19 protein-coding genes are annotated in these 24,192 nt (G+C 62.6%); 10 read left to right on the forward strand and 9 right to left on the reverse strand.

All coding sequences use genetic code 11. From position 1 onward, the window contains the following. Positions 1-62: 62 nt before the first annotated feature. Positions 63-527 (forward strand): EVE domain-containing protein, encoded by a 465-nt coding sequence (locus tag CLU93_RS16860; protein WP_099762388.1) that lies wholly within the window; start codon positions 63-65, stop codon positions 525-527. A 9-nt stretch (positions 528-536) separates the two neighbouring features. Here CLU93_RS16860 and lgt read toward each other — a convergent pair whose 3' ends face one another. After that, complete coding sequence (gene lgt, locus CLU93_RS16865; protein ID WP_099762389.1) at positions 537-1,367, reverse strand: prolipoprotein diacylglyceryl transferase; 831 nt, start codon at positions 1,365-1,367, stop codon at positions 537-539. Positions 1,368-1,446: 79 nt separating this feature from the next. Further along, positions 1,447-2,358: a LysR family transcriptional regulator gene (locus tag CLU93_RS16870; RefSeq protein ID WP_099762390.1), complete on the reverse strand. Its 912-nt coding sequence runs from the start codon at positions 2,356-2,358 to the stop codon at positions 1,447-1,449. 173 nt (positions 2,359-2,531) lie between these two features. Between CLU93_RS16870 and ilvD the strand changes: the two genes are divergently transcribed. Both ilvD and CLU93_RS16880 read left to right on the forward strand, forming a co-directional pair. After that, a complete protein-coding gene (ilvD, locus tag CLU93_RS16875; RefSeq protein ID WP_099762391.1) occupies positions 2,532-4,403 on the forward strand; it encodes a dihydroxy-acid dehydratase in 1,872 nt (623 codons plus the stop codon). A gap of 224 nt (positions 4,404-4,627) precedes the next feature. Further along, the gene (locus CLU93_RS16880; protein ID WP_099762392.1) at positions 4,628-4,939 is read left to right on the forward strand and encodes a c-type cytochrome; all 312 of its coding nucleotides are present in this window, start codon (positions 4,628-4,630) and stop codon (positions 4,937-4,939) included. On the opposite strand, the gene CLU93_RS16885 is transcribed toward CLU93_RS16880, so the two are convergent. Beyond that, positions 4,914-5,963: an NAD(P)H-binding protein gene (locus CLU93_RS16885; RefSeq protein WP_099762393.1), complete on the reverse strand. Its 1,050-nt coding sequence runs from the start codon at positions 5,961-5,963 to the stop codon at positions 4,914-4,916. The genes CLU93_RS16880 and CLU93_RS16885 overlap by 26 nt on opposite strands. A gap of 91 nt (positions 5,964-6,054) precedes the next feature. Between CLU93_RS16885 and CLU93_RS16890 the strand changes: the two genes are divergently transcribed. After that, positions 6,055-6,957 (forward strand): LysR family transcriptional regulator, encoded by a 903-nt coding sequence (locus tag CLU93_RS16890; protein ID WP_099762394.1) that lies wholly within the window; start codon positions 6,055-6,057, stop codon positions 6,955-6,957. Here the strand turns inward: CLU93_RS16890 and CLU93_RS16895 are convergent. From CLU93_RS16895 to folD, 5 genes are all read right to left on the reverse strand, one after another. Continuing rightward, positions 6,950-8,092, reverse strand: coding sequence for a branched-chain amino acid ABC transporter substrate-binding protein (locus CLU93_RS16895; RefSeq protein WP_099762395.1), 1,143 nt, complete (start codon positions 8,090-8,092; stop codon positions 6,950-6,952). The two genes, CLU93_RS16890 and CLU93_RS16895, sit on opposite strands and share 8 nt — an antisense overlap. A gap of 330 nt (positions 8,093-8,422) precedes the next feature. Next, entirely contained in the window at positions 8,423-8,809 is a 387-nt protein-coding gene (locus CLU93_RS16900) for a hypothetical protein (RefSeq protein WP_099762396.1), read from the reverse strand. Next, complete coding sequence (locus CLU93_RS16905; RefSeq protein WP_099764433.1) at positions 8,806-9,243, reverse strand: DNA polymerase III subunit chi; 438 nt, start codon at positions 9,241-9,243, stop codon at positions 8,806-8,808. Before CLU93_RS16905 ends, CLU93_RS16900 begins: the two co-directional genes overlap by 4 nt. Before the next feature lie 20 nt (positions 9,244-9,263). After that, complete coding sequence (locus CLU93_RS16910; protein ID WP_099762397.1) at positions 9,264-11,333, reverse strand: M3 family metallopeptidase; 2,070 nt, start codon at positions 11,331-11,333, stop codon at positions 9,264-9,266. A 47-nt stretch (positions 11,334-11,380) separates the two neighbouring features. After that, a complete protein-coding gene (gene folD, locus CLU93_RS16915; RefSeq protein WP_099762398.1) occupies positions 11,381-12,226 on the reverse strand; it encodes a bifunctional methylenetetrahydrofolate dehydrogenase/methenyltetrahydrofolate cyclohydrolase FolD in 846 nt (281 codons plus the stop codon). Between the two features lie 590 nt (positions 12,227-12,816). On the opposite strand from folD, the gene aceE reads away from it, so the two are divergent. The 4 genes from aceE to CLU93_RS16935 all read left to right on the forward strand — a co-directional run bounded on the left by aceE (position 12,817) and on the right by CLU93_RS16935 (position 20,468). Continuing rightward, positions 12,817-15,513: a pyruvate dehydrogenase (acetyl-transferring), homodimeric type gene (aceE, locus tag CLU93_RS16920; protein ID WP_099762399.1), complete on the forward strand. Its 2,697-nt coding sequence runs from the start codon at positions 12,817-12,819 to the stop codon at positions 15,511-15,513. 94 nt (positions 15,514-15,607) lie between these two features. Then, complete coding sequence (gene aceF / locus CLU93_RS16925) at positions 15,608-17,263, forward strand: dihydrolipoyllysine-residue acetyltransferase (RefSeq protein ID WP_099762400.1); 1,656 nt, start codon at positions 15,608-15,610, stop codon at positions 17,261-17,263. 10 nt (positions 17,264-17,273) lie between these two features. Next, positions 17,274-19,043: a dihydrolipoyl dehydrogenase gene (lpdA, locus tag CLU93_RS16930; RefSeq protein ID WP_099762401.1), complete on the forward strand. Its 1,770-nt coding sequence runs from the start codon at positions 17,274-17,276 to the stop codon at positions 19,041-19,043. Between the two features lie 318 nt (positions 19,044-19,361). Further along, on the forward strand, positions 19,362-20,468 hold the full coding sequence (locus tag CLU93_RS16935; RefSeq protein ID WP_133250818.1) for a hypothetical protein: 1,107 nt from the start codon (positions 19,362-19,364) through the stop codon (positions 20,466-20,468). A gap of 23 nt (positions 20,469-20,491) precedes the next feature. On the opposite strand, the gene CLU93_RS16940 is transcribed toward CLU93_RS16935, so the two are convergent. Further along, positions 20,492-21,208: a TetR/AcrR family transcriptional regulator gene (locus CLU93_RS16940; protein ID WP_099762403.1), complete on the reverse strand. Its 717-nt coding sequence runs from the start codon at positions 21,206-21,208 to the stop codon at positions 20,492-20,494. A gap of 144 nt (positions 21,209-21,352) precedes the next feature. Here CLU93_RS16940 and CLU93_RS16945 point away from each other — a divergent pair, with 144 nt between their 5' ends. Beyond that, a complete protein-coding gene (locus CLU93_RS16945) occupies positions 21,353-22,555 on the forward strand; it encodes an HlyD family secretion protein (RefSeq protein WP_099762404.1) in 1,203 nt (400 codons plus the stop codon). 6 nt (positions 22,556-22,561) lie between these two features. After that, positions 22,562-24,160: a DHA2 family efflux MFS transporter permease subunit gene (locus CLU93_RS16950; protein ID WP_099762405.1), complete on the forward strand. Its 1,599-nt coding sequence runs from the start codon at positions 22,562-22,564 to the stop codon at positions 24,158-24,160. Positions 24,161-24,192: the final 32 nt, after the last annotated feature.

The following is a 24,192-nucleotide window of genomic DNA, read 5'->3' on the forward strand; positions in this document are numbered from 1 at the left end:
AAACGGTTGCCGCATCATGCGCAACCGTTTTTTTACGTCTGTCGCTTTCACACGGAGTCTAGATGAAACAATATTGGCTGATGAAATCCGAACCCGATGAAGTAAGCATCGACGACCTGATGGCCGCGCCGCAGCACACCATGCCGTGGTTCGGCGTGCGCAACTACCAGGCGCGCAACTTCATGCGCGATGGCATGCGGCCTGGCGATGGCGTGCTGTTTTATCATTCCAGCTGCCCGCAACCGGGCGTGGCGGGCGTGGCCGAAGTGGCCAGCGGCGCGTATCCCGATCACAGCCAGTTTGAAGAGGGGGGCAAGTATTTCGACCCGAAGGCGACGCTTGAACAGCCGCGCTGGATCAGCGTCGACGTGCGCGGCGTGAAGAAGACGGCACTGCTACCCCTGTCCGAAATGCGCCAGATGCCGGAACTGGAAGACATGCTGTTGTTGAAGAAGGGCAGCCGTTTGTCCATCACGCCGGTGACGCCGGCGCAATGGAAAGTGATTACAAGCAGGTTGAAGGCCTAGGGCAGCCGATCAGGCGTCCGCCACGCGGGCCTTGGTGGGCGGCGTGCCCATCACCTGGCTTTTATACGCCCACACCAGCAGCGCGATGGCGCCGACGATCATCGGCAGCGACAGCATCTGGCCCGAGGTGATCGGCACGCCCAGCCAGACGACTTCCCAGTCCGGCGTGCGGAAGTATTCCGTGAAGAAGCGCGCGCAGCCGTACAGCAGGGTGAACATGGCGCCCACGGCCATGCGCGGACGCTGCTTGCGCGCAAACAGCCACAGGATGATGAACACCAAAATACCGTCGACCAGCATCTGGTAGAGGGGCGACGGGTGCACGGGATACGGGATGCCCGGCCACTGCATGGCCCATGGCAGGCTGTCCGGCGCAATGCGGCCCGGCAGTTCTGCATTGATGAAGTTGCCCAGGCGGCCGGCCGCATAACCGAGCGGCACCAGCGGCGCGATGAAGTCGAGCACGTCGAACAGGTTGCGTCCCGCCTTGCGGCTCCACAGATACATGGCCAGGATGACGCCGAGGAAGCCGCCATGGAAGGACATGCCGCCATGCCAGACCATGAAGATCTCGAGCGGATTGTGCATGAAGTATGCGGGGCGGTAGAACAGCACTTCGCCCAGACGCCCGCCGATCACCACGCCCAGCATGCCGTAGAACAGCATGTCATCGAGGTCTTCCTTCTTCCAGCCCAGCACGGCGATGTGCGGCTGCTTGATGCGCACTCTGCCCAGGATAATGAACAGGGCGAAGGCCAGCACGTACATCAGGCCGTACCAGTGCACGGCGAGCGGGCCGATTTGTATGGCGATCGGGTCGGGCATCGGGTGGATCAGCATGGGGTTTCTTTCTTTGTTTAAAGCCAAGGTTGCGTAGTATGGGGGCGCTTGCGGTTTTTTGCCTTAGCGGCCACTTAATTTAATCGGCAGTCGCGCTGATCTGCTTGCGCAGCAGCGCCAGGAAACCTTGCAGCACGGCGGACGGATTGTCGCGGCGCCAGGCCAGGCCCGTTTCCACCAGCGGCGTGGCGTCCTGCAGCGGCCTGTATTCTACGCCCGGGCGCATCAGATTCGATACCGATTGTGGCACAAGCGCGATGCCCATGCCAGCCGAGACGAGGCTGACGATGGTTTGCATCTGGATCGCTTCCTGGCCGATCTGCGGCGTGATGCCGGCCGCGCGGAACACGCCGAGGATGGCGTCGTGCAGGGCGGGCGATATCGCGCGCGGGAAAATGATCAAAGGCAGGGGCGGCAAGTCGCGCAGGCGCACGGGGCCGGGCGTAGTCAATATGGCGAGGCCGGACGGCGCGGCCAGCACCAGCGCTTCGGCCAGCACGGGCAGGTAATCGAGCTCTCCCTTCGCCTTCTCGGGCAGGGGCGGGATCAACAGGCCTGCATCCGTGCGCCCGGCCAGCAATTCGTCAAGCTGCAAGTCGGAGGTGGCTTCCTGCAGCGCGATCTGCACTTGCGGATAGGCCGTCTGGTAGGCGCGCAGCAAGGGCGGCAGCACGCTGTAGTCGGCCGAGGAAACGAAAGCCAGGCTCAGACGCCCCGCCTCGCCCTGCGCGGCCCGCCGTACCAGCGCGGGCAAATCGAGCGCCTGCGCCAGCAGCCGGCGCGCCTCGGGCAGCAGGGCGCTGCCGGCCGGCGTCAGCTGCACTTCGCGCCGGGTGCGCACGAACAGGGGCGCGCCCAGCAGCTCTTCCAGCGCCATGATGGTTTGCGACAGGGGCGGCTGCGTCATGTGCAGGCGCGCGGCGGCGCGGCCGAAGTGCAATTCCTCGGCAACGGTAACAAAATAGCGCAGCTGGCGCAGTTCAAGGTTCATATGCGTTTCCATGCGGATTGATTGCTGTGATATGCAAAACGACTCACAGACATGTGCATCATATATTTGACAGTGGGGCGCGCACAAGGCAATCTGACGTACCCCCACTGCATGCAGGGTTTTGTTGAAAATCCGCGCAGTCAGGCATCAATCATCCTTGGAAGGACCCCATCATGCCGCAATACCGCTCCCGCACCACCACCCACGGCCGCAACATGGCTGGCGCCCGCGCCCTGTGGCGCGCCACCGGCATGAAGGATGGCGACTTCGACAAGCCGATCATCGCCGTCGTCAACTCGTTCACGCAATTCGTGCCCGGTCATGTGCATCTGAAAGACCTGGGGCAGATGGTGGCGCGCGAGATCGAGGCGGCCGGCGGCGTGGCCAAGGAATTCAATACCATCGCCGTCGATGACGGCATCGCCATGGGTCACGGCGGCATGCTGTATTCGCTGCCCTCGCGCGACCTGATCGCCGACTCCGTCGAATACATGGTCAATGCCCACTGCGCCGACGCCATGGTGTGCATCTCGAACTGCGACAAGATCACGCCGGGCATGCTGATGGCCGCCATGCGCATCAACATCCCCGTCGTGTTTATTTCCGGCGGGCCGATGGAAGCGGGTAAGGTCGTCAAGGTGGTCAACGGCACGCAGAAGATCATCAAGCTCGATCTGGTCGACGCCATGATCAAGGCGGGCGACAGCAGCGTGTCCGACGCCGACGTGGCGGAAATCGAACGTTCGGCCTGTCCGACCTGCGGTTCCTGCTCCGGCATGTTTACGGCCAACTCGATGAACTGTCTGACCGAAGCGCTGGGCCTGGCCCTGCCCGGCAACGGCACGATTCTGGCCACGCACTCGGACCGCCAGCAGCTGTTCCTGCGTGCGGGTCGTCTGATCGTCGAACTGGCCAAGCGCCATTACGAGCAGGACGATTACTCGGTGCTGCCGCGCTCGATCGCCACCAAGGCCGCGTTTGAAAATGCCATGGCGCTTGACGTCTCCATGGGCGGCTCGACGAATACCGTGCTGCACCTTCTGGCCGCCGCGCACGAGGCGGAAGTGGAATTCACCATGGCCGACATCGACCGCATCTCGCGCAAGGTACCGTGCCTGTGCAAGGTAGCGCCGATGACGGACAAATACCATATCGAAGACGTGCACCGCGCGGGCGGCATCGTGGGCATTTTGGGCGAACTGGCGCGCGCCGGCCTGCTCAACACCACTTTACCGACCATCCACGCGCCGACCCTGGCCGACGCCATCGCGCAAAACGACATCATGTGCACGGACAATCCGGCCGTGCATGAACTGTTCCGTGCCGCCCCGGGCGGCGTGCCGACGCAGACGGCGTTCTCGCAGTCGGAGCGTTTTGCGGCCGTCGACAAGGACCGCGCCACCGGCTGCATCCGCGACAAGGCGCATGCGTATTCGCAGGATGGCGGCCTGGCCGTCCTGTACGGCAACCTGGCCGAAAAGGGCTGCATCGTCAAGACGGCCGGCGTCGATGAAAGCATTTTGAAATTTTCGGGCAAGGCGCGCGTGTTCGAAAGCCAGGATACCGCTGTTGCAGCGATTCTGGCCGATACCGTGCATGAGGGCGACGTCGTCATCATCCGCTACGAAGGCCCGAAAGGCGGTCCCGGCATGCAGGAAATGCTGTATCCGACCTCGTACATCAAATCCAAGGGCCTGGGCAAGGCGTGCGCGCTGTTCACGGACGGGCGCTTCTCGGGCGGCTCCTCGGGCCTGGTGATCGGCCACGCTTCGCCGGAAGCGGCCGAAGGCGGCGCCATCGGCCTGGTGGAAGAGGGCGACTTCATCGACATCGATATCCCCGAGCGCAGCATCAACCTGCGCGTCACCGATACCGAGCTGGCCGCGCGCCGCGCCGCCATGGAAGCGAAGGGCGACGATGCCTGGCTGCCCGTCAAGCGCGAGCGCTACGTGTCGCAGGCGCTGCAGGCGTATGCGGCGCTGACGACGTCGGCCGACCGCGGCGCCGTGCGCGACCTGTCGCAGCTGAAAAAGCAGAAACGCTGATTTGTTGTATATGTGCGACGGCCGGCCCCGTTTGACTGTGCGGGGCTGTCTGTCGTTACATCGCCTTACAAACAACATGGTCATGCGTGCGCAGATGGGGCAGAATATGAGTGCCTAATCGCTACTACATTGCGTTACTACATTGAAACGCTTGATCTGGGCTCGTGGTGCATCTGCGGAAACACAGTAAAATGCCGCAGGAAGTAACTTTGGAGAAAAGACAAATGAAACGTTTTATGTTGGTGAGTGTATTGACCGTATCGGCTCTGGCATCGCAAGCAGCGTTGGCCAATCCGGACCTGGCAAAAGCAAAAAACTGCATGGCTTGCCATGCGGTGAGCACGAAACTGGTGGGTCCTGCGTATAAAGACGTGGCGGCCAAATATGCCGGTCAAAAAGACGCGGAAGCCAAGCTCGTGGCGAAAGTCATGAAGGGCGGTTCCGGCACCTGGGGCGCGATCCCGATGCCAGCCAATCCGCAAGTGAGCGATGCGGAAGCCCGCACCCTGGTTAAATGGGTACTGGCACAGAAATAATCTGTGCCGCAGTACCTGCAATTAGCGCGCCGGCAATCCCGGCGCATTTTTTTTTGCCTGCCGTCTTGTGCAGATTAGCCATGCTCGCCAATGTCGTTCGCACCGCCTCGTCGAGCGGCGTATGCGGCTCCTGGCCCAGCACGGCCAGCAGTTGCGCGTTGTCCATCTGTAGCGGAGTTTGCCACAGATAGCGCATCTCGCGCATTTCGCGCAGAGTCGCCACAAACGGCGACGCCAATGCCACCTGCCACCATGGAAAGCGCCGGATGGCGGGCGTGGCTCCCGTGGCCTGTTTCACCACGCGGGCAATCGCCCCCGTCATTTGCCGGCCGTCGTGGTCCCAGTGGCCGGCCATGTGAAAGCGCGAAAACGCGGGCAAGGTGGCGCGCATGGCCAGCAATTGCAGCATGGTGCGCGCCACGTCGGGCAGGTAGGACCATTGATGGCCAACGCCGGGCGCACCCGGATACAGCACGCTGCGCACGCTCTGGCCAGGCTTGACGAGGCCCTGCGAAAACCAGTTATTGCCGGCGCGGGGACCGAAGAAGTCGCCCGCGCGCACGATCAGGACCCTGGCGCCCTGGGTACTGGCCCGTTCCAGCCGTGCTTCCAGTTCCACGCGGATGGCGCCCTTGCGCGTCTGCGGGTGCTGCGGCGCGTCCTCTGCCAGCACGGGAAACGCGTCGGGGCCAAAGTTGTACACGGTGCCGGGTAGCACGATGGTGGCGCCTTCGGCAATCGCCGCGGCGATGGTGTTGTCGAGCATGGGCAGCACCAGCCGGCCCCAGTGGCGGTAGCCGGGCGGGTTGACGGCGTGCACGATGACGGCGCAGCCTTTGGCGGCCGCCAGCACGTCCGCGCGCGACAGCGCATCGCCGCGCAGCCATGCAACACGGTCGCAATGCTCCGGCTGCGTTTCTCTCCGCGTCAAGGCGCGTACCTGCCAGCCCGCCGCCAGGAGCTGGCGCAGCATCTCGCCGCCGATGCCGCCCGTGGCGCCCAGTACCAATACTGTTTTGTCCATATTGTCCTCCGTGTGGTTGATGGCGCCAGTATCTGCCGCGCAAGGCTAATTGAGAATTGACGAACATCGAGCAGAGGCTATACATTTATGTATGACTACCACCATTGCCTGGGAATACTATCGTTCGCTGCTGGCCGTGCTGCAGCACGGCTCACTGTCTGGCGCGGCCCGCGCGCTGGGCATCACGCAGCCCACCGTCGGCCGGCACATCGCCGCGCTCGAGCAGGCGCTGGGCGCGACCCTGTTTACGCGTTCCCAGCAGGGCTTGCTGCCCACGGAAGTGGCGCTGGCGCTGCGGCCCCATGCGGAAACGATGGAGCACACGGCGGCCCTGATGCAGCGCGCCGCCAGCAGCCAGGGGCAGGGCGTGGCCGGCGTCGTGCGCATTGCGGCCAGCGAAGTGGTGGGCGTGGAGGTGCTGCCGCCCATCCTGGCGCGCCTGCGCGAACGCCATCCGGAACTGGTCATTGAACTGGTGCTGAGCAACAAGGTGCAGGATTTGCTGCGCCGCGAGGCAGATATCGCCGTGCGCATGCTGCGCCCGCGCCAGGAACAGCTGGTGGCGCGCAAGGTGGGCGATATCGAACTGGGCCTGTACGCGCACGCGGATTACCTGGCGCGCCATGGCGTGCCGGCGGGTTTGCCGGATCTGGCGCAACACGCCGTCATCGGCTACGACGAGGCGAGTCCCTTCGTGCGCAATGCGGGCGCTGCCTTTGAGGATTTTTCGCGGGAAAACTTTGCCTGGCGCAGCGACAGCGACCTGGCGCAACTGGCCCTGATACGCGCGGGCGCCGGCATCGGCGTGTGCCAGGCGGGGCTGGCGGCGCGTGATCCGGCCTTGCGGCGCGTGTTGCCGCAAGCGTTTGCGCTACCGATGGAAACCTGGGTCACCATGCATGCAGACTTGCGCGGCAGCCTGCGCTGCCGCGCCACCTTCGACGCGCTGGCCGAAGGTTTACTCGCTTATGTGGCTGAACAGCCGCTTACTTGATGACTTCCATCTTGGTTTTCTTGCCATCCCGATAGGTGAACAACGTCAGCGCGCCATCCTTGATGTCGCCGTTGGCATCGAACGAGATCGGGCCCGTCACGCCCTGGTAGTGCACCTTGGCCAGGAATGGCAGGTAGACGGACGGTTTCGACGATTTGGCGTCGGCCATGGCGGTGGCCATGGTCATCACGGCATCGTAGACGTACGGCGCGTACAGCTGCACTTCCATATTGTATTTCTGCTTGTAGCGGGCGCGGAAATCGTCCATGCCTTTTTGCTGCGTGCCCGTCACGCCGCCCGCTTCCGCGCAGGTGACCATGTCTTCGCCCACGGCGTCGCCGGCCAGCTTGCCCAGCGGTTCCGTGCACAAGCCATCGCCACCCATGAACTTGGCCTTGATGCCCAGTGCCTTCATCTGGCGCAGCATGGGGCCGCCCACGGAATCCATGCCGCCAAAGAAGATCAGGTCGGGACTCTTCGACTTGATGCTGGTCAGGATGGCATTGAAGTCGGTCGCGTTGGCATTCGTAAATTCCTTGCCAACGATTTGCACGCCAGGTGCCGCCTTCTTGGCGCCCTTGACGAACTGTTCTGCCACGCCCTGGCCGTAGGCCGTGCGGTCATCGATGACGGCGATTTTCTTCGCCTGCAGCTTGCCCACGGCATACGCGCCCAGCGTTCCCCCCAGCTTGTTGTCATTGGCCACGACGCGGAAGGCCGTGTTGAATTTCTGCTGCGTGTACGTCGGGTTGGTGGCGGCCGGCGAAATCTGTGGAATGCCGGCATTGAAGTAAATGCGCGAGGCGGGAATCGTCGTGCCCGAGTTCAGGTGGCCGACGACGCCGTTGACCTTGGCATCGACCAGCTTTTGCGCCACGGCCGTGCCCTGCTTGGGATCGGCTGCGTCATCTTCGGGCACCAGCACGAATTTGACGGCTTTGCCGTCGATCTTGAAGCCTTTGGCGTTCAAATCCTCGATGGCCATCTTGGCCGCGTTCTCGTTATCCTTGCCCAGGTGGGAGCTGGCGCCAGAGACCGGGGCGACGTGGCCTATCTTGATGATTTCCTGCGCGCCCGCATGGCCGGCAAAAGCGAGGGCGAGGGCGAGAGGAAGGACTTTGGTCTTGAGCAGCATAAACATTCTCCAATGGATAAAGATACGGCGGCGTCTCGTGAAACCGCTACGACTGGCGGTACGTGTGAAGAAAGGTACAACAAAAAACAGGCGGCGCAAAGCCGCATTTGGGGCTTTTTGCATTTTGTCGTCACAATCACCAAACTGAGGCGCGATGCACCGGTTTTGCAGGCGCGAGCGCACCAAAGAATGGCGTTGGAGGAAAGAATAGGATAGGTCGGGTAGGTCGGGTTAGCGCGCAGCGCGTAACCCGACATTGCGCGGCATGCTCATAACCCAACGGCAAGGACTGGGGTCGGACCCTCAGGGTCCGACCCCGGCAATTCGCTGTCAGGGGTAAAAGTGGCTTGATTGCTGTGCAGGCGGGTGCAGGTGTCCCAGCTCATGGCTGACGGCATGCGCCACGATCTGTTCCAGCGACTGCTGCAAGTCTGCGCGCAGGGCGCCGCGCATGCCGATCAGGGCGTTTTGCAGGGCCGTCTGCAGGACGTGGGCGATGCGTTCTTCCAGCAGATGGTCGATCTTGCCCTGCACCTGGTGCAGGATGCGCTGCGTCAGCCGCTGTTCGATGGCATCCCAGTCCGGCTGCACGGCGCTTGGTGGCAACGCCGACGCTTCCTCGACAGCCGCCGCGACGGGCGCCGCCTCCGACACTTCCGGCCCCAGCAGCACCTCCGTCAGCAGGGGAATGCCCTGGTCGAATGGCTGTTGGTTCATTGTTTGTCCGCTGAGTTACCCGCCACGAAGTGCGTCAGCTGCACGTCTTGCTGGCGGTAGTGCAGGAAACGCTGGCGGCCCGCCTGCGCATCTTGCTCATCCATGGAAACGATTTCAAAGACGCGCTGGAATTGCGCGTAATTGGTGGGCGGCAACTGCGACAGGTTGACGAGGATGTCGTGGTGCGGCAGCTCCGCCGCTTCGTCATCGGTCAGGATGATGGGCGTTTGCGCCGCCAGCGGGTCGCCGGCCAGCACATGCGGCAGGAAATCCGTGGCGGAAATGGTCCACATGGCGCTGTTCAAGGCGTCGAGCTGTGCGCTGTCGGCCGCCAGCACGACGACCTTGTTGCCAGCCATATACGCCTTGCGTGCCAGGCGGCAGGCGTAAGCCAGCTTGTCCGGCACGTTGCTGTGAAAATCGACGCGGCTCATGGTGTTGCTCATATTACCCTTCAGGCGGCCATGCCGCTATGGCGCAGCAGGGCATCGATCGACGGTTCGCGGCCACGGAAGGCCGTGAACGATTCGAGCGCCGGGCGCGAGCCGCCGACGGACAGGATTTCTTGCAGGTAGCGCTTGCCCGCTGCCGTGGTGGCGGCCGGTCCCAGCGCGCGGGCTTCTTCAAACGCCGCATAGGCGTCGGCAGATAGCACCTCGGCCCACTTGTAGCTGTAGTAGCCGGCCGCGTAGCCGCCAGCGAAGATATGCCCGAAGGCATTCTGGAAGCGGTTGAACGGGGGCGGGATGATCAGCGCGAACTTGGCGCGCACGCCGTCGATCAGCTGCTGCACGCTCTGGCCCGTGCTGGCATCGTAGTCATAGTGCAAATGCATGTCGAGCAAGGAAAATTCCACCTGGCGCAGGGTTTGCAAGCCGGACTGGAAATTCTTGGCCGCCAGCATCTTGTCGTACAGCGCGCGCGGCAGCGGCTCGCCCGTGACGGCATGCGCCGTCATGTGCTCGAGCACTTCCCATTCCCAGCAGAAGTTTTCCATGAATTGCGATGGCAGTTCCACGGCATCCCATTCGACGCCGGCAATGCCCGACACGCCCAGCTCGTCGACGACCGTCAGCATATGGTGCAGGCCGTGGCCGAATTCGTGGAACAGGGTGATCACTTCATCGTGCGTAAACAGCGCTGGCTGGACGTTACCGTCAAGCACGGCCGGCTGCGTGAAGTTACAGGTCAGATAAGCGATCGGCGTTTGCACGTGCTGTGCATCGGCGCGTCGGCCGCGCGCGTCGTCCATCCAGGCGCCGCCGCTTTTGCCCGCGCGCGCATACAGGTCTAGATAAAACTGGCCGACCAGCTGGCCGTCGCGCTCGATGCGGTAAAAGCGCACGTCCGGGTGCCAGACGGGCGCCGTATCGGGTTTGATCTCGACGGCGAACAGGTTCTGGATCTGGCGGAACAAGCCGTCGATCACCTTGTGTTCAGGGAAATACTGTTTGACTTCCTGGGCCGAGAACGCGTAGCGGCGTTCCTGCAGCTTTTCGGAAGCGTACGGCACGTCCCACGCTTGCAGTTCGGCGATGCCCAGTTCTTCGCGGGCGAACTGTTGCAGTTCCGCCAGGTCCTTTTCGGCGAACGGGCGCGCGCGTTGGGCCAGGTCTTCCAGGAAAGCGATGACTTGTGCGGGCGAGGTGGCCATTTTGGAAACCAGCGACACTTCGGCGAAATTGGCGTAGCCGAGCAGTTGTGCCTCTTCGTTGCGCAGGCGCAACAAGGTGACGATGTTGTGCGTGTTGTCCCAGTCCTCTTTCTTGCTGAAGACCTCGCCCTGGTCCGAGGCCTTGGTGGCGTTGGCGCGGTAGATGGTTTCGCGCAGCGCGCGATTGTCGGCAAATTGCAGGATCGGGTAATACGACGGGAAGTGCAGCGAGAATTCGTACCCTTGCTTGCCCGCTTTTTCGGCGGCGGCGCGCGCGGCGGCCTTCACGTCGTCGGGCAAGCCGGCCAGATCGCTTTCGTTCTCGACCAGCAACTTGTAGTCATTCGTGGCGTCGAGCACGTTTTCGGAAAAACGCGTACCGACGGCCGCATGTTCTTCCTGGATGGCGCCAAAGCGCTCTTTCTTGTCTTCGGGCAACTCGGCGCCGCCCAGGCGGAAGTCGCGTACGGCATTCTCGACGATGCGCCGGCGCGCCGGCGACAGGCTGGCGAAATCGGCACGGGCTTGCAATTGCTTGTATTTACCGAAGAGGATTTCGTTCTGGCCCAGCTCGGTCAAGAACTCCGTCACCTTGGGCAGGTTCGCATTGTAGGCGGCGCGCAGTTCCGGCGTATCGATCACGCTATTCAAGTGGTTGACGATGCTCCAGGCGCGGCCCAGGGTTTCGGCGATCTGGTCCTGGGGCGCGACGAAGTTGTCCCAGCTCACTTCTTCCATGGGCGCTTCCAGCTGCGCCACCGTGGCGCGTGCCTGTTCCAGGAGGGTATCGATGGCAGGCGTGACATGCTCGTGCGTGATCGCGTCGAAGCGTGGCAGGCCGGAAAAATCAAGCAGGGGGTTGGTATTCATCGTCGGTTCCATATATTAAAAGGGGCGGTCATGCCGCCCCCGGTGTCTTACACGCGCTCGGCAGCTTCGACCGTGTTCATCAACAACATCGTGATCGTCATCGGACCCACGCCACCCGGCACGGGCGTGATGTGCGAGGCGACTTCTTTCACGCCGGCAAAATCCACGTCACCGCACAGCTTGCCGTCATCGTCGCGGTTCATGCCCACGTCGATGACGATGGCGCCCGGCTTGACCATGTCTGCCGTCAGGGTGTTGCGGCGGCCGACGGCGGCCACGACCACGTCCGCCTGGCGCGTGTACAGGCCCAGGTCCGGGGTCGCACTATGGCAGATGGTGACGGTAGCGTTCGCTTGCAAGAGCAGCAGGGCCATCGGCTTGCCGACGGTGTTGCTGCGGCCGATGACGACGGCGTGCTTGCCGCGCAGGTCCACGCCCGTGCTTTCGATCAATTTCATGCAACCATACGGCGTGCACGGGCGAAAGCCCGGCAAGCCCGTCATCAGTTCGCCGGCGCTCAGGACGGAATAGCCATCCACGTCTTTCGTCGTGGAGATCGCTTCGATGACCTTGTGCGGGTTGATGTGCTTGGGCAAGGGCATTTGTACGAGGATGCCGTGGATGGCGGGGTCCGCGTTCAGGCTGGCGATGCGTGTCAGCAAGTCCGCTTCGGACAGGTCCGCTTCATATTTTTCCAGCACCGAGTGGAAACCCACGTCGCCGCACGCCTTGACCTTGTTGCGGACATACACCTGGCTGGCCGGGTCTTCGCCGACGAGTATCACGGCCAGGCCGGGCTGGGTGCCCTTGGCCGTGAGGGCGGCGGCGCGCGTGGCGATCTCGCTGCGCAGTTTTTGGGAGAGGGCGATTCCGTCGATCAGTTGTGCTGGCATGGTAGGGAGGCTGTGTGGGAGGGAAAAGACAGATTATAAAGCCGGGCGGCGCAAAGGGGCGGTTTTGGCGTAACAACAGCGGGCCAGAGACGCGGGCCTGAGAAAATGCCGATGGCGGCGTTGCAGCTCCTTGCCGTACTGGCGTACTGTCTGTGTCGCCGCGCCTTGCCCTCGACATTTTTCAGGCCCGCTTGGCCCGGCATAAAAGCGGGCCAGAGACGCGGGCCTGAGAAAATGCCGATGGCGGCGTTGCAGCTCCTTGCCGTACTGGCGTACTGTCTGTGTCGCCGCGCCTTGCCCTCGACATTTTTCAGGCCCGCTTGGCCCGGTATGCCTGTGCGGGCGACCGGGGTGTACATTCGTTTTTGGCACTTTGATCACCCTAATTTCCGGGCAGAATTTGCGGCAGTGCAGCATAAATTTCATAGGGTAATTTCATAATATGAAATGCTATATCGTAATTTGAAAAATAGTAAATACGCTGTTAGAATCCCCACACTAAACCGACTTAATAGTAAATAATCAGCGAAATACCGTCCGACAGCGATCCGGAAAATCGGGGTGGGGCGTTCACAAAGGAGACTCAACAGATGTCAGCTCAACTGAACCAGGTAACGACACAGATCGGCACCGACCCGGATATGCAGGAAACCAAGGAGTGGCTGGACGCGCTCGAAGCCGTTCTGGAAAATGAAGGTCCGGAACGCGCGCATTACCTGATGGAGCGCATGGTTGACCTGGCCCGCCGCCGTGGCGCCCAGATCCCGTTCTCCAGCACCACCGCCTACGTCAATACCATCCCCACCAAGCAAGAAGCACACTGTCCCGGCAACCTGGAATACGAAGAGCGCCTGCGCTCGTGGATGCGCTGGAACGCCATGGCCATGGTGGTCAAGGCGAATCGCGCCGACGGCGACCTGGGTGGCCACTTGTCCTCGTTCGCTTCGCTGGCGAACATGCTGGGCATCGGTTTCAACCACTTCTGGCACGCGCCAACGGCCGACCACGGCGGCGACCTGCTGTACATCCAGGGCCACTCCTCGCCTGGCGTCTACGCGCGCGCTTTCCTCGAAGGCCGCCTGACGGAAGAGCAAATGCTGAACTTCCGCAAGGAAGTCGACGGCAAGGGCCTGTCTTCGTACCCGCATCCTAAACTGATGCCGGATTTCTGGCAGTTCCCGACCGTGTCGATGGGCCTGGGCCCGCACATGGCGATCTACCAGGCGCGCTTCCTGAAATACCTGCACGCACGCGGCATCGCCAAGACCGACAACCGCAAGATCTGGGCCTTCTGTGGCGATGGCGAGATGGACGAGCCGGAATCCCTGGGCGCGATCGGCCTGGCCGCACGCGACATGCTCGACAACCTGGTCATCGTGGTCAACTGCAACCTGCAGCGCCTGGACGGCCCTGTGCGCGGCAACACCAAGATCATCCAGGAACTCGAAGGCGAATTCCGTGGCGCCGGCTGGAACGTCGTCAAGGTCATCTGGGGTCCGGGCTGGGATGCCCTGCTGGCGCAAGACAAGGAAGGCATCCTGCAGCGCGTGATGATGGAAACCGTCGACGGCGAATACCAGAACTACAAGGCCAAGGACGGCGCCTACGTGCGCAAGCACTTCTTCGGCAAGCATCCGAAGCTGCTGGAAATGGTTGCCAACATGACGGACGACGACATCTGGCGCCTGACCCGTGGCGGCCACGATCCGCACAAGATCTACGCGGCCTTCAAGATCGCCCAGGAACACAAGGGCCAGCCGACCGTCCTGCTGGTGAAAACCGTCAAGGGCTACGGCATGGGCAAGTCCGGCGAAGCGCGCAACACGGCGCACCAGACGAAAAAACTCGACGACGAAGCCATCCGCGAAATGCGCGACCGCTTCTCGCTGCCTATCCCTGACGACAAGCTGGCCGATATTCCGTTCTTCAAGCCAGCCGACGACGCGCCGGAAATGGTCTACCTGCACGAGCGCCGCAAGGCCCTCGGTGGCTACCTGCCGCAGCGCCGCCAGAAGTCGGAAGAAACCCTGCCCGTGCCTGGCCTGGACGCGTTCAAGAACGTGCTCGATGCCACGCCGGAAGGCCGCGAAATCTCGACCACGCAAGCGTTCGTGCGCGTCATTTCGACCCTGCTGAAAGACCCGAACCTGGGCCAGCGCGTGGTGCCTATCCTGGTCGATGAATCGCGTACCTTCGGCATGGAAGGCCTGTTCCGCCAGATCGGCATCTACAACCCGAAAGGCCAGTTGTACGAGCCGGTCGACAAAGACCAGGTCATGTACTACCGCGAAGACAAGGCCGGCCAGATCCTGCAAGAGGGCATCAACGAAGCGGGCGGCATGAGCTCGTGGATCGCTGCGGCGACGTCGTATTCGACCAACGACCGCATCATGATCCCGTTCTACACCTTCTACTCGATGTTCGGCTTCCAGCGCATCGGCGACCAGGTGTGGGCTTCGGCCGACATGCGCGCCCGCGGCTTCCTGATGGGCGGCACGGCCGGCCGCACGACCCTGAACGGCGAAGGCTTGCAGCACGAAGATGGCCACAGCCATATCTTCGCCGCGACCATCCCGACCTGCATGCCGTACGATCCGACCTTCAGCCATGAAGTCGCCGTCATCATCCAGGACGGCCTGCGCCGCATGATCGCCAACCAGGAAGATGTGTTCTACTACATCACGATCATGAACGAGAACTACGCCCAGCCAGGCATCAAGCCAGGCCAGGAAGAAGGCATCCTGAAAGGCATGTACAAGCTGCAGGAAGGCCAGGCGGACGCCAAGCTGCGCGTACAACTGATCGGCTGCGGCACCATCCTGCGCGAATCGATCTTCGCCGCCGAACTGTTGCAAAACGACTGGGGCGTGGCCGCCGACGTGTGGTCGGCGCCGTCGCTGACCCTGGTGGCCCGCGATGGCCAGGATGCGGAACGCTGGAACATGGTCAACCCGTCGAAACAGCAGCGCGTGCCTTACGTGACGTCGCTGATGCAGGACACGGACGGCCCGATCGTCGCCACGACCGACTACATGCGCGCGTTTGCAGAACAGATCCGCGCCTTCATGCCGAAGGGCCGCACCTACAAAGTGTTGGGCACCGATGGCTTTGGCCGCTCGGACAGCCGCGCCAAGCTGCGCGAGTTCTTCGAAGTGAACCGTTATTATGTCACCGTGGCCGCGCTCAAATCGCTGGCTGACGAAGGCAAGATCGACGTGTCGGTGGTGGAGCAGGCGATCGCCAAGTACGGCATCGACGCGAACAAACCGAATCCGGTGACCCAGTAATCGTTGTGCGGACCCGATGATGCCAGGGCGGTGCGAAAGTGCCGCCCTGGCGTGTGTGCGGGTCCATCTGACAAATAAAATAACGGAGCAAGCTATGAGCATTGTGGAAGTCAAAGTCCCGGATATCGGCGATTTCAAGGAAGTCGAGATCATTGAACTGATGGTCAAGCCAGGCGACACGGTCAAGGTTGACCAGTCCCTGATCACGGTCGAATCGGACAAGGCCAGCATGGAAATTCCATCGAGCCACGCCGGTGTCGTCAAGGAATTGAAAGTCAACGTGGGCGACAAGATCGCCGAAGGTTCGCTGGTGCTGCTGCTGGAAGTGGCGGATGACGCCTCGGCGCCTGCGCCTGCCGCCGCCGCACCAGTTGCCGCACCTGCCGCTGAAGCCGCCCCCGCCGCTGCCGCGCCAGCTGCCGCCGCCCCTGCCGGCGCGCCGGCTCTGGTGGAAGTGACCGTGCCCGATATCGGCGACTTCAAGGAAGTCGAAGTCATCGAACTGATGGTCAAGGTCGGCGACGCGATCAAGGTGGACCAGTCGCTGCTGACGGTCGAATCGGACAAGGCCAGCATGGAAATTCCATCGAGCCACGCTGGTATCGTCAAGGAATTGAAAGTCAAGGTCGGCGACAAGGTCGCCAAGGGTAGTCTGGTACTGGTGGTGGAAACGACGGGCGCCGCTGCCGCTGCTGCCCCAGCCGCTGCGCCAGCGCAAGCTGCCGCCGCACCAGCCGCTGCCGTCGCTTCGGCACCGGTCGCCGCCGCAGCACCAGCACCTGCCGCCGCGCCTGCCGTCAACGGCAAGCTGGCGCACGCGTCGCCATCGATCCGCAAGTTCGCACGCGAACTGGGCGTGGAGCTGGCCAGCGTGGGCGGTTCCGGTCCGAAGGGCCGCATCACCCAGGAAGACGTGCAGAACTTCGTCAAGGGCGTGATGTCGGGCGCTGTTGCCGCGCCAGGTGCTGCCAATGCACCGGTCGCCAAGGCCGGTTCCGGCGTGGGCCTGGACTTGCTGCCATGGCCGTCGCTGGACTTCAGCAAGTTCGGCACGACCGAACTGCTGCCGCTGTCGCGCATCAAGAAAATCTCGGGTCCGAATTTGCACCGCAACTGGGTCATGATCCCGCACGTCACGCAGTTCGACGAAGCGGATGTGACGGACCTGGAAGCGTTCCGCGTCGACACCAACGCCGCCAATGCGAAGAACAAGGATGCGGCCAAGCTGACCATGCTGGCCTTCGTCATCAAGGCGTCCGTTGCCGCGCTGAAGAAATTCCCCGCGTTTAACGCCTCGCTCGACGCCAAGGGCGAAAACCTGATCCTCAAGCAGTACTACAACATCGGCTTCGCGGCCGACACGCCGAATGGCCTGGTGGTACCCGTGATCAAGGGTGCGGACCAGAAGTCGGTCTCGCAGATCGCCCGCGAAATGACGGAACTGTCCTTGCAGGCGCGCGAAGGCAAGCTGAAACCGGCCGACATGCAGGGCGCCAGCTTCACGATTTCGTCCCTGGGCGGCATCGGCGGCACGCACTTCACACCTATCGTGAATGCGCCGGAAGTGGCGATTCTCGGTCTGTCGAAAGCCTCGATCAAGCCGGTATGGGATGGCAAGGCCTTCCAGCCACGTTTGATGATGGGCACTTCGCTGTCGTACGACCACCGTGTGGTCGATGGCGCGATGGGCGCGCGATTCTCCGTGTACCTCGGCGAAGTCCTGGCCGACATGCGCAAAATTCTGCTGTAAGGAGCGATTGATGAGCACAGTAGAGGTAAAAGTACCGAATATCGGCGACTTCAAGGAAGTCGAAGTCATCGAACTGATGGTCAAGGTGGGCGACACCATCAAGGTGGACCAGTCGCTGATCACGGTTGAATCGGACAAGGCCAGCATGGAGATTCCATCGACCCACGCCGGTGTCGTCAAGGAAATCAAGGTCAAGGTCGGCGACAAGATCGCCGAAGGCAGCGCGCTGCTGGTGGTGGAAGCGGCTGAAGGCGCCGCTGCTGCCCCAGTAGCCGCTGCTGCGCCTGCCGCAGCCGCTCCGGTAACTGCTGCAGCCCCTGTCGCCGCCATCCCGGCCGGCAGTTACAGCGGCCAGGTCGACATCGACGTCGACATGATGGTACTGGGCGGCGGTCCTGGCGGTTACTCGGCGGCGTTCCGCGCGGCCGATCTGGGCCTGAGCACCGTCATCGTCGAGCGCTACGCCACCCTGGGTGGCGTGTGCCTGAACGTGGGCTGCATCCCGTCGAAGGCGCTGCTGCACGTCGCTTCCGTCATCGATGAAACGGCGCACATGGGCAATACCGGCGTGACGTTTGCCAAACCGACGATCGACATCGACCAGGTACGCAAGTACAAGGAAGGCGTGATCTCGAACATGACGGGCGGTCTGGCCGGCATGGCCAAGGCGCGCAAGACGCAAGTGGTGACGGGCGTAGGCCAGTTCCTGTCCGCGAATCACATTGAAGTGACGGCAGGCGACGGCTCGAAAAAAGTCGTGCAGTTCAAGCAAGCCATCATCGCGGCCGGTTCGTCCGTGGTGAAACTGCCCTTCGTGCCGGAAGACCCGCGCATCGTCGATTCAACGGGCGCGCTGGAATTGCGCCAGATCCCGAAACGCATGCTGGTCATCGGCGGCGGCATCATCGGCCTGGAAATGGCGACCGTGTATTCCACGTTCGGTGCGCGCATCGACGTGGTCGAAATGATGGATGGCCTGATGCAGGGCGCGGACCGCGATGCGGTCAAGGTGTGGCAGAAGTTCAATGAAAAACGCTTCGACAACATCATGACCAAGACCAAGACGGTCGCGGTGGAAGCGCTGCCGGAAGGCATCAAGGTCACGTTCGAAGCAGCTGAAGCGGGTGCCACGGCGCCGGCGCCGCAAGTCTACGACCTGGTATTGGTGGCCGTGGGCCGCAGCCCGAACGGCAAGAAGCTCGCTGCCGACAAGGCCGGCGTCACTGTCACCGACCGTGGCTTCATCGAAGTCGACAGCCAGATGCGCACCAATGTGCCAAACATCTTCGCCATCGGCGATCTGGTGGGCCAGCCGATGCTGGCGCACAAGGCCGTGCATGAAGCCCACGTGGCAGCGGAAGCTGCCGCCGGCCAGAAGTCGCACTTCGACGTCAAAGTGATCCCTTCGGTCGCCTACACGGACCCGGAAGTGGCATGGGCCGGCATCACGGAAGACGAAGCGAAAGCCAAGGGTATCAAGGTCGAGAAGGGCCACTTCCCGTGGGCCGCCTCGGGCCGCGCCGTGGCCAATGGCCGCGCCGAAGGCTTCACCAAGCTGCTGTTCGATGCGGAAACGCACCGCATCATCGGCGGCACCATCGTCGGCACGCATGCGGGCGACATGATTGGTGAAATCGCGCTGGCCATCGAAATGGGCTGCGACGGCACCGACATCGGCAAGACCATCCACCCGCACCCGACGCTGGGCGAGTCGATCGGGATGGCTGCTGAAGTGTACGAAGGCGTGTGCACGGACTTACCGCCGCCGCGCAAGCGCTGATAAAGAGTTAACTTTCAGTACAAGAAACCGGGACATGTTCCCGGTTTTTTTATTTCCATTGACCTGCGGCATAGTAAAACGTGGCGCGGCGGCGTCTTGTGAAAATTGGTGAGTATTGCCGTGTGGAAAAAGTGGCAGAATGGAGGTCTGTCACCATGTTCTGCTTCAATTGAAACGCGTGATTTTTCCAGGAATGTTGCCAGTGTGGGGTTCGGTCAAATTCCGCTGTACTGAAAGAGTTTTGCAACGATGAAAAAATTTACCGCCCTTCATATTGCCGATGTCCGGTTGCGTCGGGCTGATGAGCAAGAGCAAGCCGTGATGCTGCATGCCTTGTGCCAGGATGTGGCCGCTATCCTGGCGGCGGGCAAGCAGATCGATGCGATTTTCTTCACGGGCCAGCTGGTGGCGCCCGACGCCTGTGCCGGCACGACACCCGTGTATGTCTACGAATACTTCCTGCGCCCCCTGCTGCAGGCGGCCAGCTTGCCCGGTGCGCGTTACTACCTGGTGCCGGGCAGCCGACAGCAGGGTGTCGCGGCGGCGGCGCTGGGCAATGCGGGCTTCAGTTTTTTCTCCGCAGATGAGCACGCCAGCGCCGAGCAGCGCGCGCACTACAAGAATATCCACGCCGTGTTCCATGGCCACCAGCATACGGGTGATGCCAGTTCACTGATGAAGTCGCTGGGCATCCTGTTCAAGAGCAATCCCGGTAGCCTGTACGGTGCGCATGGCCAGATGGCGGCGTTTTCCGTGCTCGAGTTCGGTACAAGCGAGGCTGCGGCCGATGGCGGCGCGGCAGGCACGCAGTGGACGGTGTCGCTGCGCGAGTTCGACGACGTGAGCAAGAACTTCGCTCTGTCGGTGTTGTACACGCCGAATGGCCAGGAAACGGGGCAGATGGATGCCGAGCATGTGTTTGCCACCTTGCTGCCGCAGCTGGCAGGCGAACGCGCTTATCTCGATGGTTTGCTGGGTCAGGCGGGCGTGCAGCAGCGCGCGGCTGCCGGCGCGGCGGCCGATGCGCGCGAATTCCTGATCGAGCTGGCGTTCGTGATGTTCGAAGCCAAGAGCGTATTCCTCGGCGAAGCGGAACTGCAGCGTTTTGCCAGCGACTATTGTGCTGTGAAGGGCTGGAACATAGCCGCCGGGGACTGGCTGGCACCGCTGTATGCGCAGGGCTTGCTGCTGCGGACCGATGGCCAGGTGGCGTTTTCCTTCGATTATTTCCGCACCTATTTCCTTGCGCAGCGCTTTGAAACCTCGTTCGACCTGATGCGTTATGGCCCGGAACGGCATGATGGAAGTGAGTCTTCACTTGGCTTGGATGCTGCGTCGGCAGCCCAGCCTTTCCTGCGTGCGCTGGGCTTGAACGAGGAGCATGCCGCAGCGGCGATGCAGGAAGAGGGCGGCCGCCCTGGCTGACCTTCGCGGCCAGCCTTCCCGCGTCAGTTCGCCAGCGGCTGGCGCAAGGTGCCGCGCAAGAACAGGTCCAGGCTGAGCGCTACCTTGGCGCGCAATTGCGCCACGTCCGGTTGGGCTTGCGGCGGAAACAGCAGGCGCGACATCTGATCTCCCAGCAGGCAATTGAGCAGGTGCAGCGTCAGGATGGAGGGCGTCAATTCCGCGCGAAACAGCGGCGCGATGTCGGGACGGCTGAAAAACCTGGTCAGCATCTCGCGCGTCTGTCCCGGTCCCACCTTGTAAAACGTTTCCGCCAGTTCCGGGTGCGTGGCCGCTTCGGCCACCACCATGCGATTCAGGCGGATGGCCGCCGGCATGGTAACGAGCTGCACGAACAGCAGGCCGAATTCGCCCAGGATGGTGGGCAGGGGCCGCATATCCGTTTCCAGCGCCGGCATGGTCGAGAAGTAGGCGGCACGGCGCAATTCCACCACGGCATTGAACAAGCCAGCCTTGCCGCCAAACTTCACGTAAATCGTGCGCACGGCCACATGGGCTTCGCGGGCGATCATTTCCAGGCTCACCTTCCCATACCCTTTTTCCAGAAACAGGCAGCCGGCCGTGTGCAGCAGGTTTTCCATGCGCGCCTCCATGTCGGCCGCGCGCGGCCGGCCGGCCGGCTTGCCGCAGCAGGAAAGCTCCTGGGCGGCGTCGGATTCTGTCGTGGTGGGCAAGGTATCGCTGAGGCCGGGATCGGACATGGTCTGGGTCTCTTTATAAGGTGGAAGGTAAGTGATGGCTCACACTGTAGTGCAAATTAAAATGAAATGCAATCGTTTCATTTCTTGACTTTGGTTTTTCTTTGCCCAATAATGAACCTATATCATTTCATTTTCGGAGCGAGTATGTCCAACCAGCCAGGCCAGGCAGAGCACAAGGTGCTGAGCGCCGTCCCACCCGCGGCCCCTGCCGCACCTTCCACGCCCGCTGCTTCCGCCAGCTCCGCCCCACCCAACAACCGCGTCAAAATCATCGCCGGCCTGATTGTCCTCGTCGCGCTGGGCGCCGGCGCGCGCATGTGGTACCGCAGCCACTATTTCGTGGAAACGGAAAACGCCTATGTGTCCGGCCACGTGCACCCTGTCTCGGCGCGCATTTCCGGCGTCGTCACCAAGGTCTTCATCGACGACAATCAAATGGTGAAAGAGGGTGACGTGATCGCTGAACTCGATCCATTCGACCAGCGTGTGAAAACCGAGCAGATCGCCGCGCAGATCGCCAGCGCCGAGCAGCAAGTGCTGCAAGCGGACGCGCAGATCGCGCAAGTGCAGGCGCAGGCCAGCGCCGCCCAGGCGCAAGTGGCGCAAGCCGATGCGCAATTGCTGCGCGCGAAACAGGATGCGGAGCGTTATGGCCAGCTGTACACGAGCCAGATGAAAGCCGTCTCGAAAGCGGAACTGGACGGCGCCAACGCGGCCCGCTCGAGCGCCGTGGCCGACCTGGCCGCCCGCCGCGACAGCGCCTCGGCCGCGAAGGCGCAGATCGGTGCGGCGCAAGCTGCGCGCGACGTGGCCAAGGCACAAGTGGCCGTGCTGCGCGTGCAATTGAAAGACGCGGAACAGCAGCTGCAATACAACCGCATCCTGGCGCCTGTCGCCGGCCGCATCGGCAAGCGCAACGTGGAAACGGGTATGCGCGTGCAGCCTGGCCAGCAATTGACGGCCATCGTGCAGGATAACGTCTGGGTTACCGCCAACTTCAAGGAAACCCAATTGGCCGATCTGCACCGCGGCCAGAGCGTGCACGTGACGATCGACGCCATGCCGGGCAAGAAACTGCTGGGTACCGTGGATAGCTTCGCGCCTGCCTCGGGTGCGCAATTCGCGCTGCTGCCGGCCGATAACGCCACCGGCAATTTCACCAAGATCGTCCAGCGCGTGCCCGTGAAAATCGTCTTCCAGCCGCAAGACATCAAGGCCATGAATGGCCGCCTGGTGCCGGGCATGTCGGTGATCGCCGAAGTGGAAGTCAATCAGCCTGAAACGCAGCCGGCTGCGCGCCACGCCGCAGCTCCTGCCGCTCCTGCCGCCCAGACCACCGCCCGCTAAGCTTCCATGAGCAGCCCCTCCACCACGCTGGCGAAGCCGCCAGCGTTTCCCGTGATCGACGAGCACGTCTCCGGGCGCACCTGGCTGGCGGTCGCCGCCGGCATGCTGGGCGCCTTCATGGCGGTGCTCGACATTCAGATCACCAACTCCTCGCTCAAGGATATCCTTGGCTCGCTGTCGGCCACCCAGGAAGAGGGCTCGTGGATTTCCACGGCCTACCTGGTGGCGGAAATTATCGTCATCCCGCTCACCGCGCTGCTGGCGCGCGTGTTCGGTTTGCGCACCTACATGATCGGCACCACCGCCTTCTTCCTGCTGTTCTCCACCCTGTGCGGGGCGGCCTGGAACCTGGAAAGCATGATCGTCTTCCGCATGCTGCAGGGTTTTACGGGCGGCGCCCTGATCCCCATGGCGTTCACGCTGGTGATGCTCAAGCTGCCGCCGTCGAAGCGCGCCGTCGGCATGGCCATCTTCGGCCTGACGGCGACCTTGGCGCCGGCCATGGGCCCGACCCTGGGCGGGTATCTGAGTGAGCTGTATGGCTGGCCCTCGATCTTCTATATCAACTGGGTGCCGGGCGTGCTGCTGATCGCCGGCATGATCTATGGCCTGGACAAAGAGCCGATGAAGCTGGCGATGTTTTGGAAAGCCGACTGGCTGGGCATTTTCTTCATGGCCCTGGGCCTCGGCTGCCTGACCATCTTCCTGGAAGAGGGCAATTCGAAGGACTGGTTCGACTCCGGTTTCATCATCGCCTTTGCCGCGCTGGCCCTGACGGGCATCCTGGGCTGGGTCGTCACCAGCGCCACGCGCGCCGAGCCGTTCGTCAACCTGGCCTTGTACGGCCAGCGCAATTTTCTGGTCGCCACCGTGCTGTCGGCCGTGACGGGCATGGGCCTGTATGGCTCGGCCTTTTTGCTGCCGCTGTTCCTGGGCCAGATCGCCGGCTACTCGCCGATGCAGATCGGTGAAGTCATCATGTGGGTGGGCTTGCCGCAGCTGTTCATCATGCCCTTCGTCGCCAAGCTGTCGTCCGTGGTGGACAACCGCATCCTGTGCTCGATCGGCCTGCTGCTGTTTGGCGGCTCGTGCATGATGAATGCCTACATGGACGCGTCCACCGGCTACGACCAGCTGCTGTGGTCGCAAGTGGTGCGCGCGCTGGGCCAGCCCTTCGTCATGCTGACGCTGTCGAACTTCGCCATGAAGGGCATCGCGCCGAAGGACATGCCGTCCGCATCGAGCCTGTTCAACATGACGCGCAACCTGGGCGGCTCCATCGGCATCGCCCTGCTGGCCACGGCCCTGAGCACCCGCGAGCACTTCCACTCGCAGCGCCTGGGCGAAGCGATCAATGCGTATTCCAGCGCCACGCAGCTGCGCATCGACCAGCTGACGTCGTCGTTCATGGCCAAGGGCTATGACGCCGTCACGGCCGGCAACCAGGCCTTGCAGGCGATCGACGGCATCGTGCGCCGCGAAGCGTATGTGATGGCCTACAACGATGGCTTCTTCCTGATCGGTGCCATCCTGCTGGCCTGCATCGTGCCCCTGTGGCTGGCCGACAAACTCAAAGCTCCCGGTGGCGGTGGCGGCGGTCATTGACCGCGCACAGCAGCCCCTCAAGAACAAGAAGG

It is taken from the genome of Janthinobacterium sp. 35, assembly GCF_002754575.1.
Classification (GTDB): domain Bacteria; phylum Pseudomonadota; class Gammaproteobacteria; order Burkholderiales; family Burkholderiaceae_D; genus Janthinobacterium; species Janthinobacterium tructae.

Excerpts from the sequence above, each read along its gene's own strand:
- lgt (WP_099762389.1), bottom strand. The coding sequence starts at position 1,367 with ATGCTGATCCACCCGATGCCCGACCCGATCGCCATACAAATCGGCCCG.
- CLU93_RS16900 (WP_099762396.1), bottom strand. The coding sequence starts at position 8,809 with ATGAACCAACAGCCATTCGACCAGGGCATTCCCCTGCTGACGGAGGTG.
- CLU93_RS16890 (WP_099762394.1), top strand. The coding sequence starts at position 6,055 with ATGACTACCACCATTGCCTGGGAATACTATCGTTCGCTGCTGGCCGTG.
- CLU93_RS16950 (WP_099762405.1), top strand. The coding sequence starts at position 22,562 with ATGAGCAGCCCCTCCACCACGCTGGCGAAGCCGCCAGCGTTTCCCGTG.
- CLU93_RS16885 (WP_099762393.1), bottom strand. The coding sequence starts at position 5,963 with ATGGACAAAACAGTATTGGTACTGGGCGCCACGGGCGGCATCGGCGGC.
- CLU93_RS16910 (WP_099762397.1), bottom strand. The coding sequence starts at position 11,333 with ATGAATACCAACCCCCTGCTTGATTTTTCCGGCCTGCCACGCTTCGAC.
- CLU93_RS16945 (WP_099762404.1), top strand. The coding sequence starts at position 21,353 with ATGTCCAACCAGCCAGGCCAGGCAGAGCACAAGGTGCTGAGCGCCGTC.
- CLU93_RS16905 (WP_099764433.1), bottom strand. The coding sequence starts at position 9,243 with ATGAGCCGCGTCGATTTTCACAGCAACGTGCCGGACAAGCTGGCTTAC.
- CLU93_RS16860 (WP_099762388.1), top strand. The coding sequence starts at position 63 with ATGAAACAATATTGGCTGATGAAATCCGAACCCGATGAAGTAAGCATC.
- ilvD (WP_099762391.1), top strand. The coding sequence starts at position 2,532 with ATGCCGCAATACCGCTCCCGCACCACCACCCACGGCCGCAACATGGCT.
- CLU93_RS16880 (WP_099762392.1), top strand. The coding sequence starts at position 4,628 with ATGAAACGTTTTATGTTGGTGAGTGTATTGACCGTATCGGCTCTGGCA.
- CLU93_RS16940 (WP_099762403.1), bottom strand. The coding sequence starts at position 21,208 with ATGTCCGATCCCGGCCTCAGCGATACCTTGCCCACCACGACAGAATCC.
- CLU93_RS16870 (WP_099762390.1), bottom strand. The coding sequence starts at position 2,358 with ATGAACCTTGAACTGCGCCAGCTGCGCTATTTTGTTACCGTTGCCGAG.
- folD (WP_099762398.1), bottom strand. The coding sequence starts at position 12,226 with ATGCCAGCACAACTGATCGACGGAATCGCCCTCTCCCAAAAACTGCGC.
- aceE (WP_099762399.1), top strand. The coding sequence starts at position 12,817 with ATGTCAGCTCAACTGAACCAGGTAACGACACAGATCGGCACCGACCCG.
- CLU93_RS16895 (WP_099762395.1), bottom strand. The coding sequence starts at position 8,092 with ATGCTGCTCAAGACCAAAGTCCTTCCTCTCGCCCTCGCCCTCGCTTTT.
- aceF (WP_099762400.1), top strand. The coding sequence starts at position 15,608 with ATGAGCATTGTGGAAGTCAAAGTCCCGGATATCGGCGATTTCAAGGAA.
- lpdA (WP_099762401.1), top strand. The coding sequence starts at position 17,274 with ATGAGCACAGTAGAGGTAAAAGTACCGAATATCGGCGACTTCAAGGAA.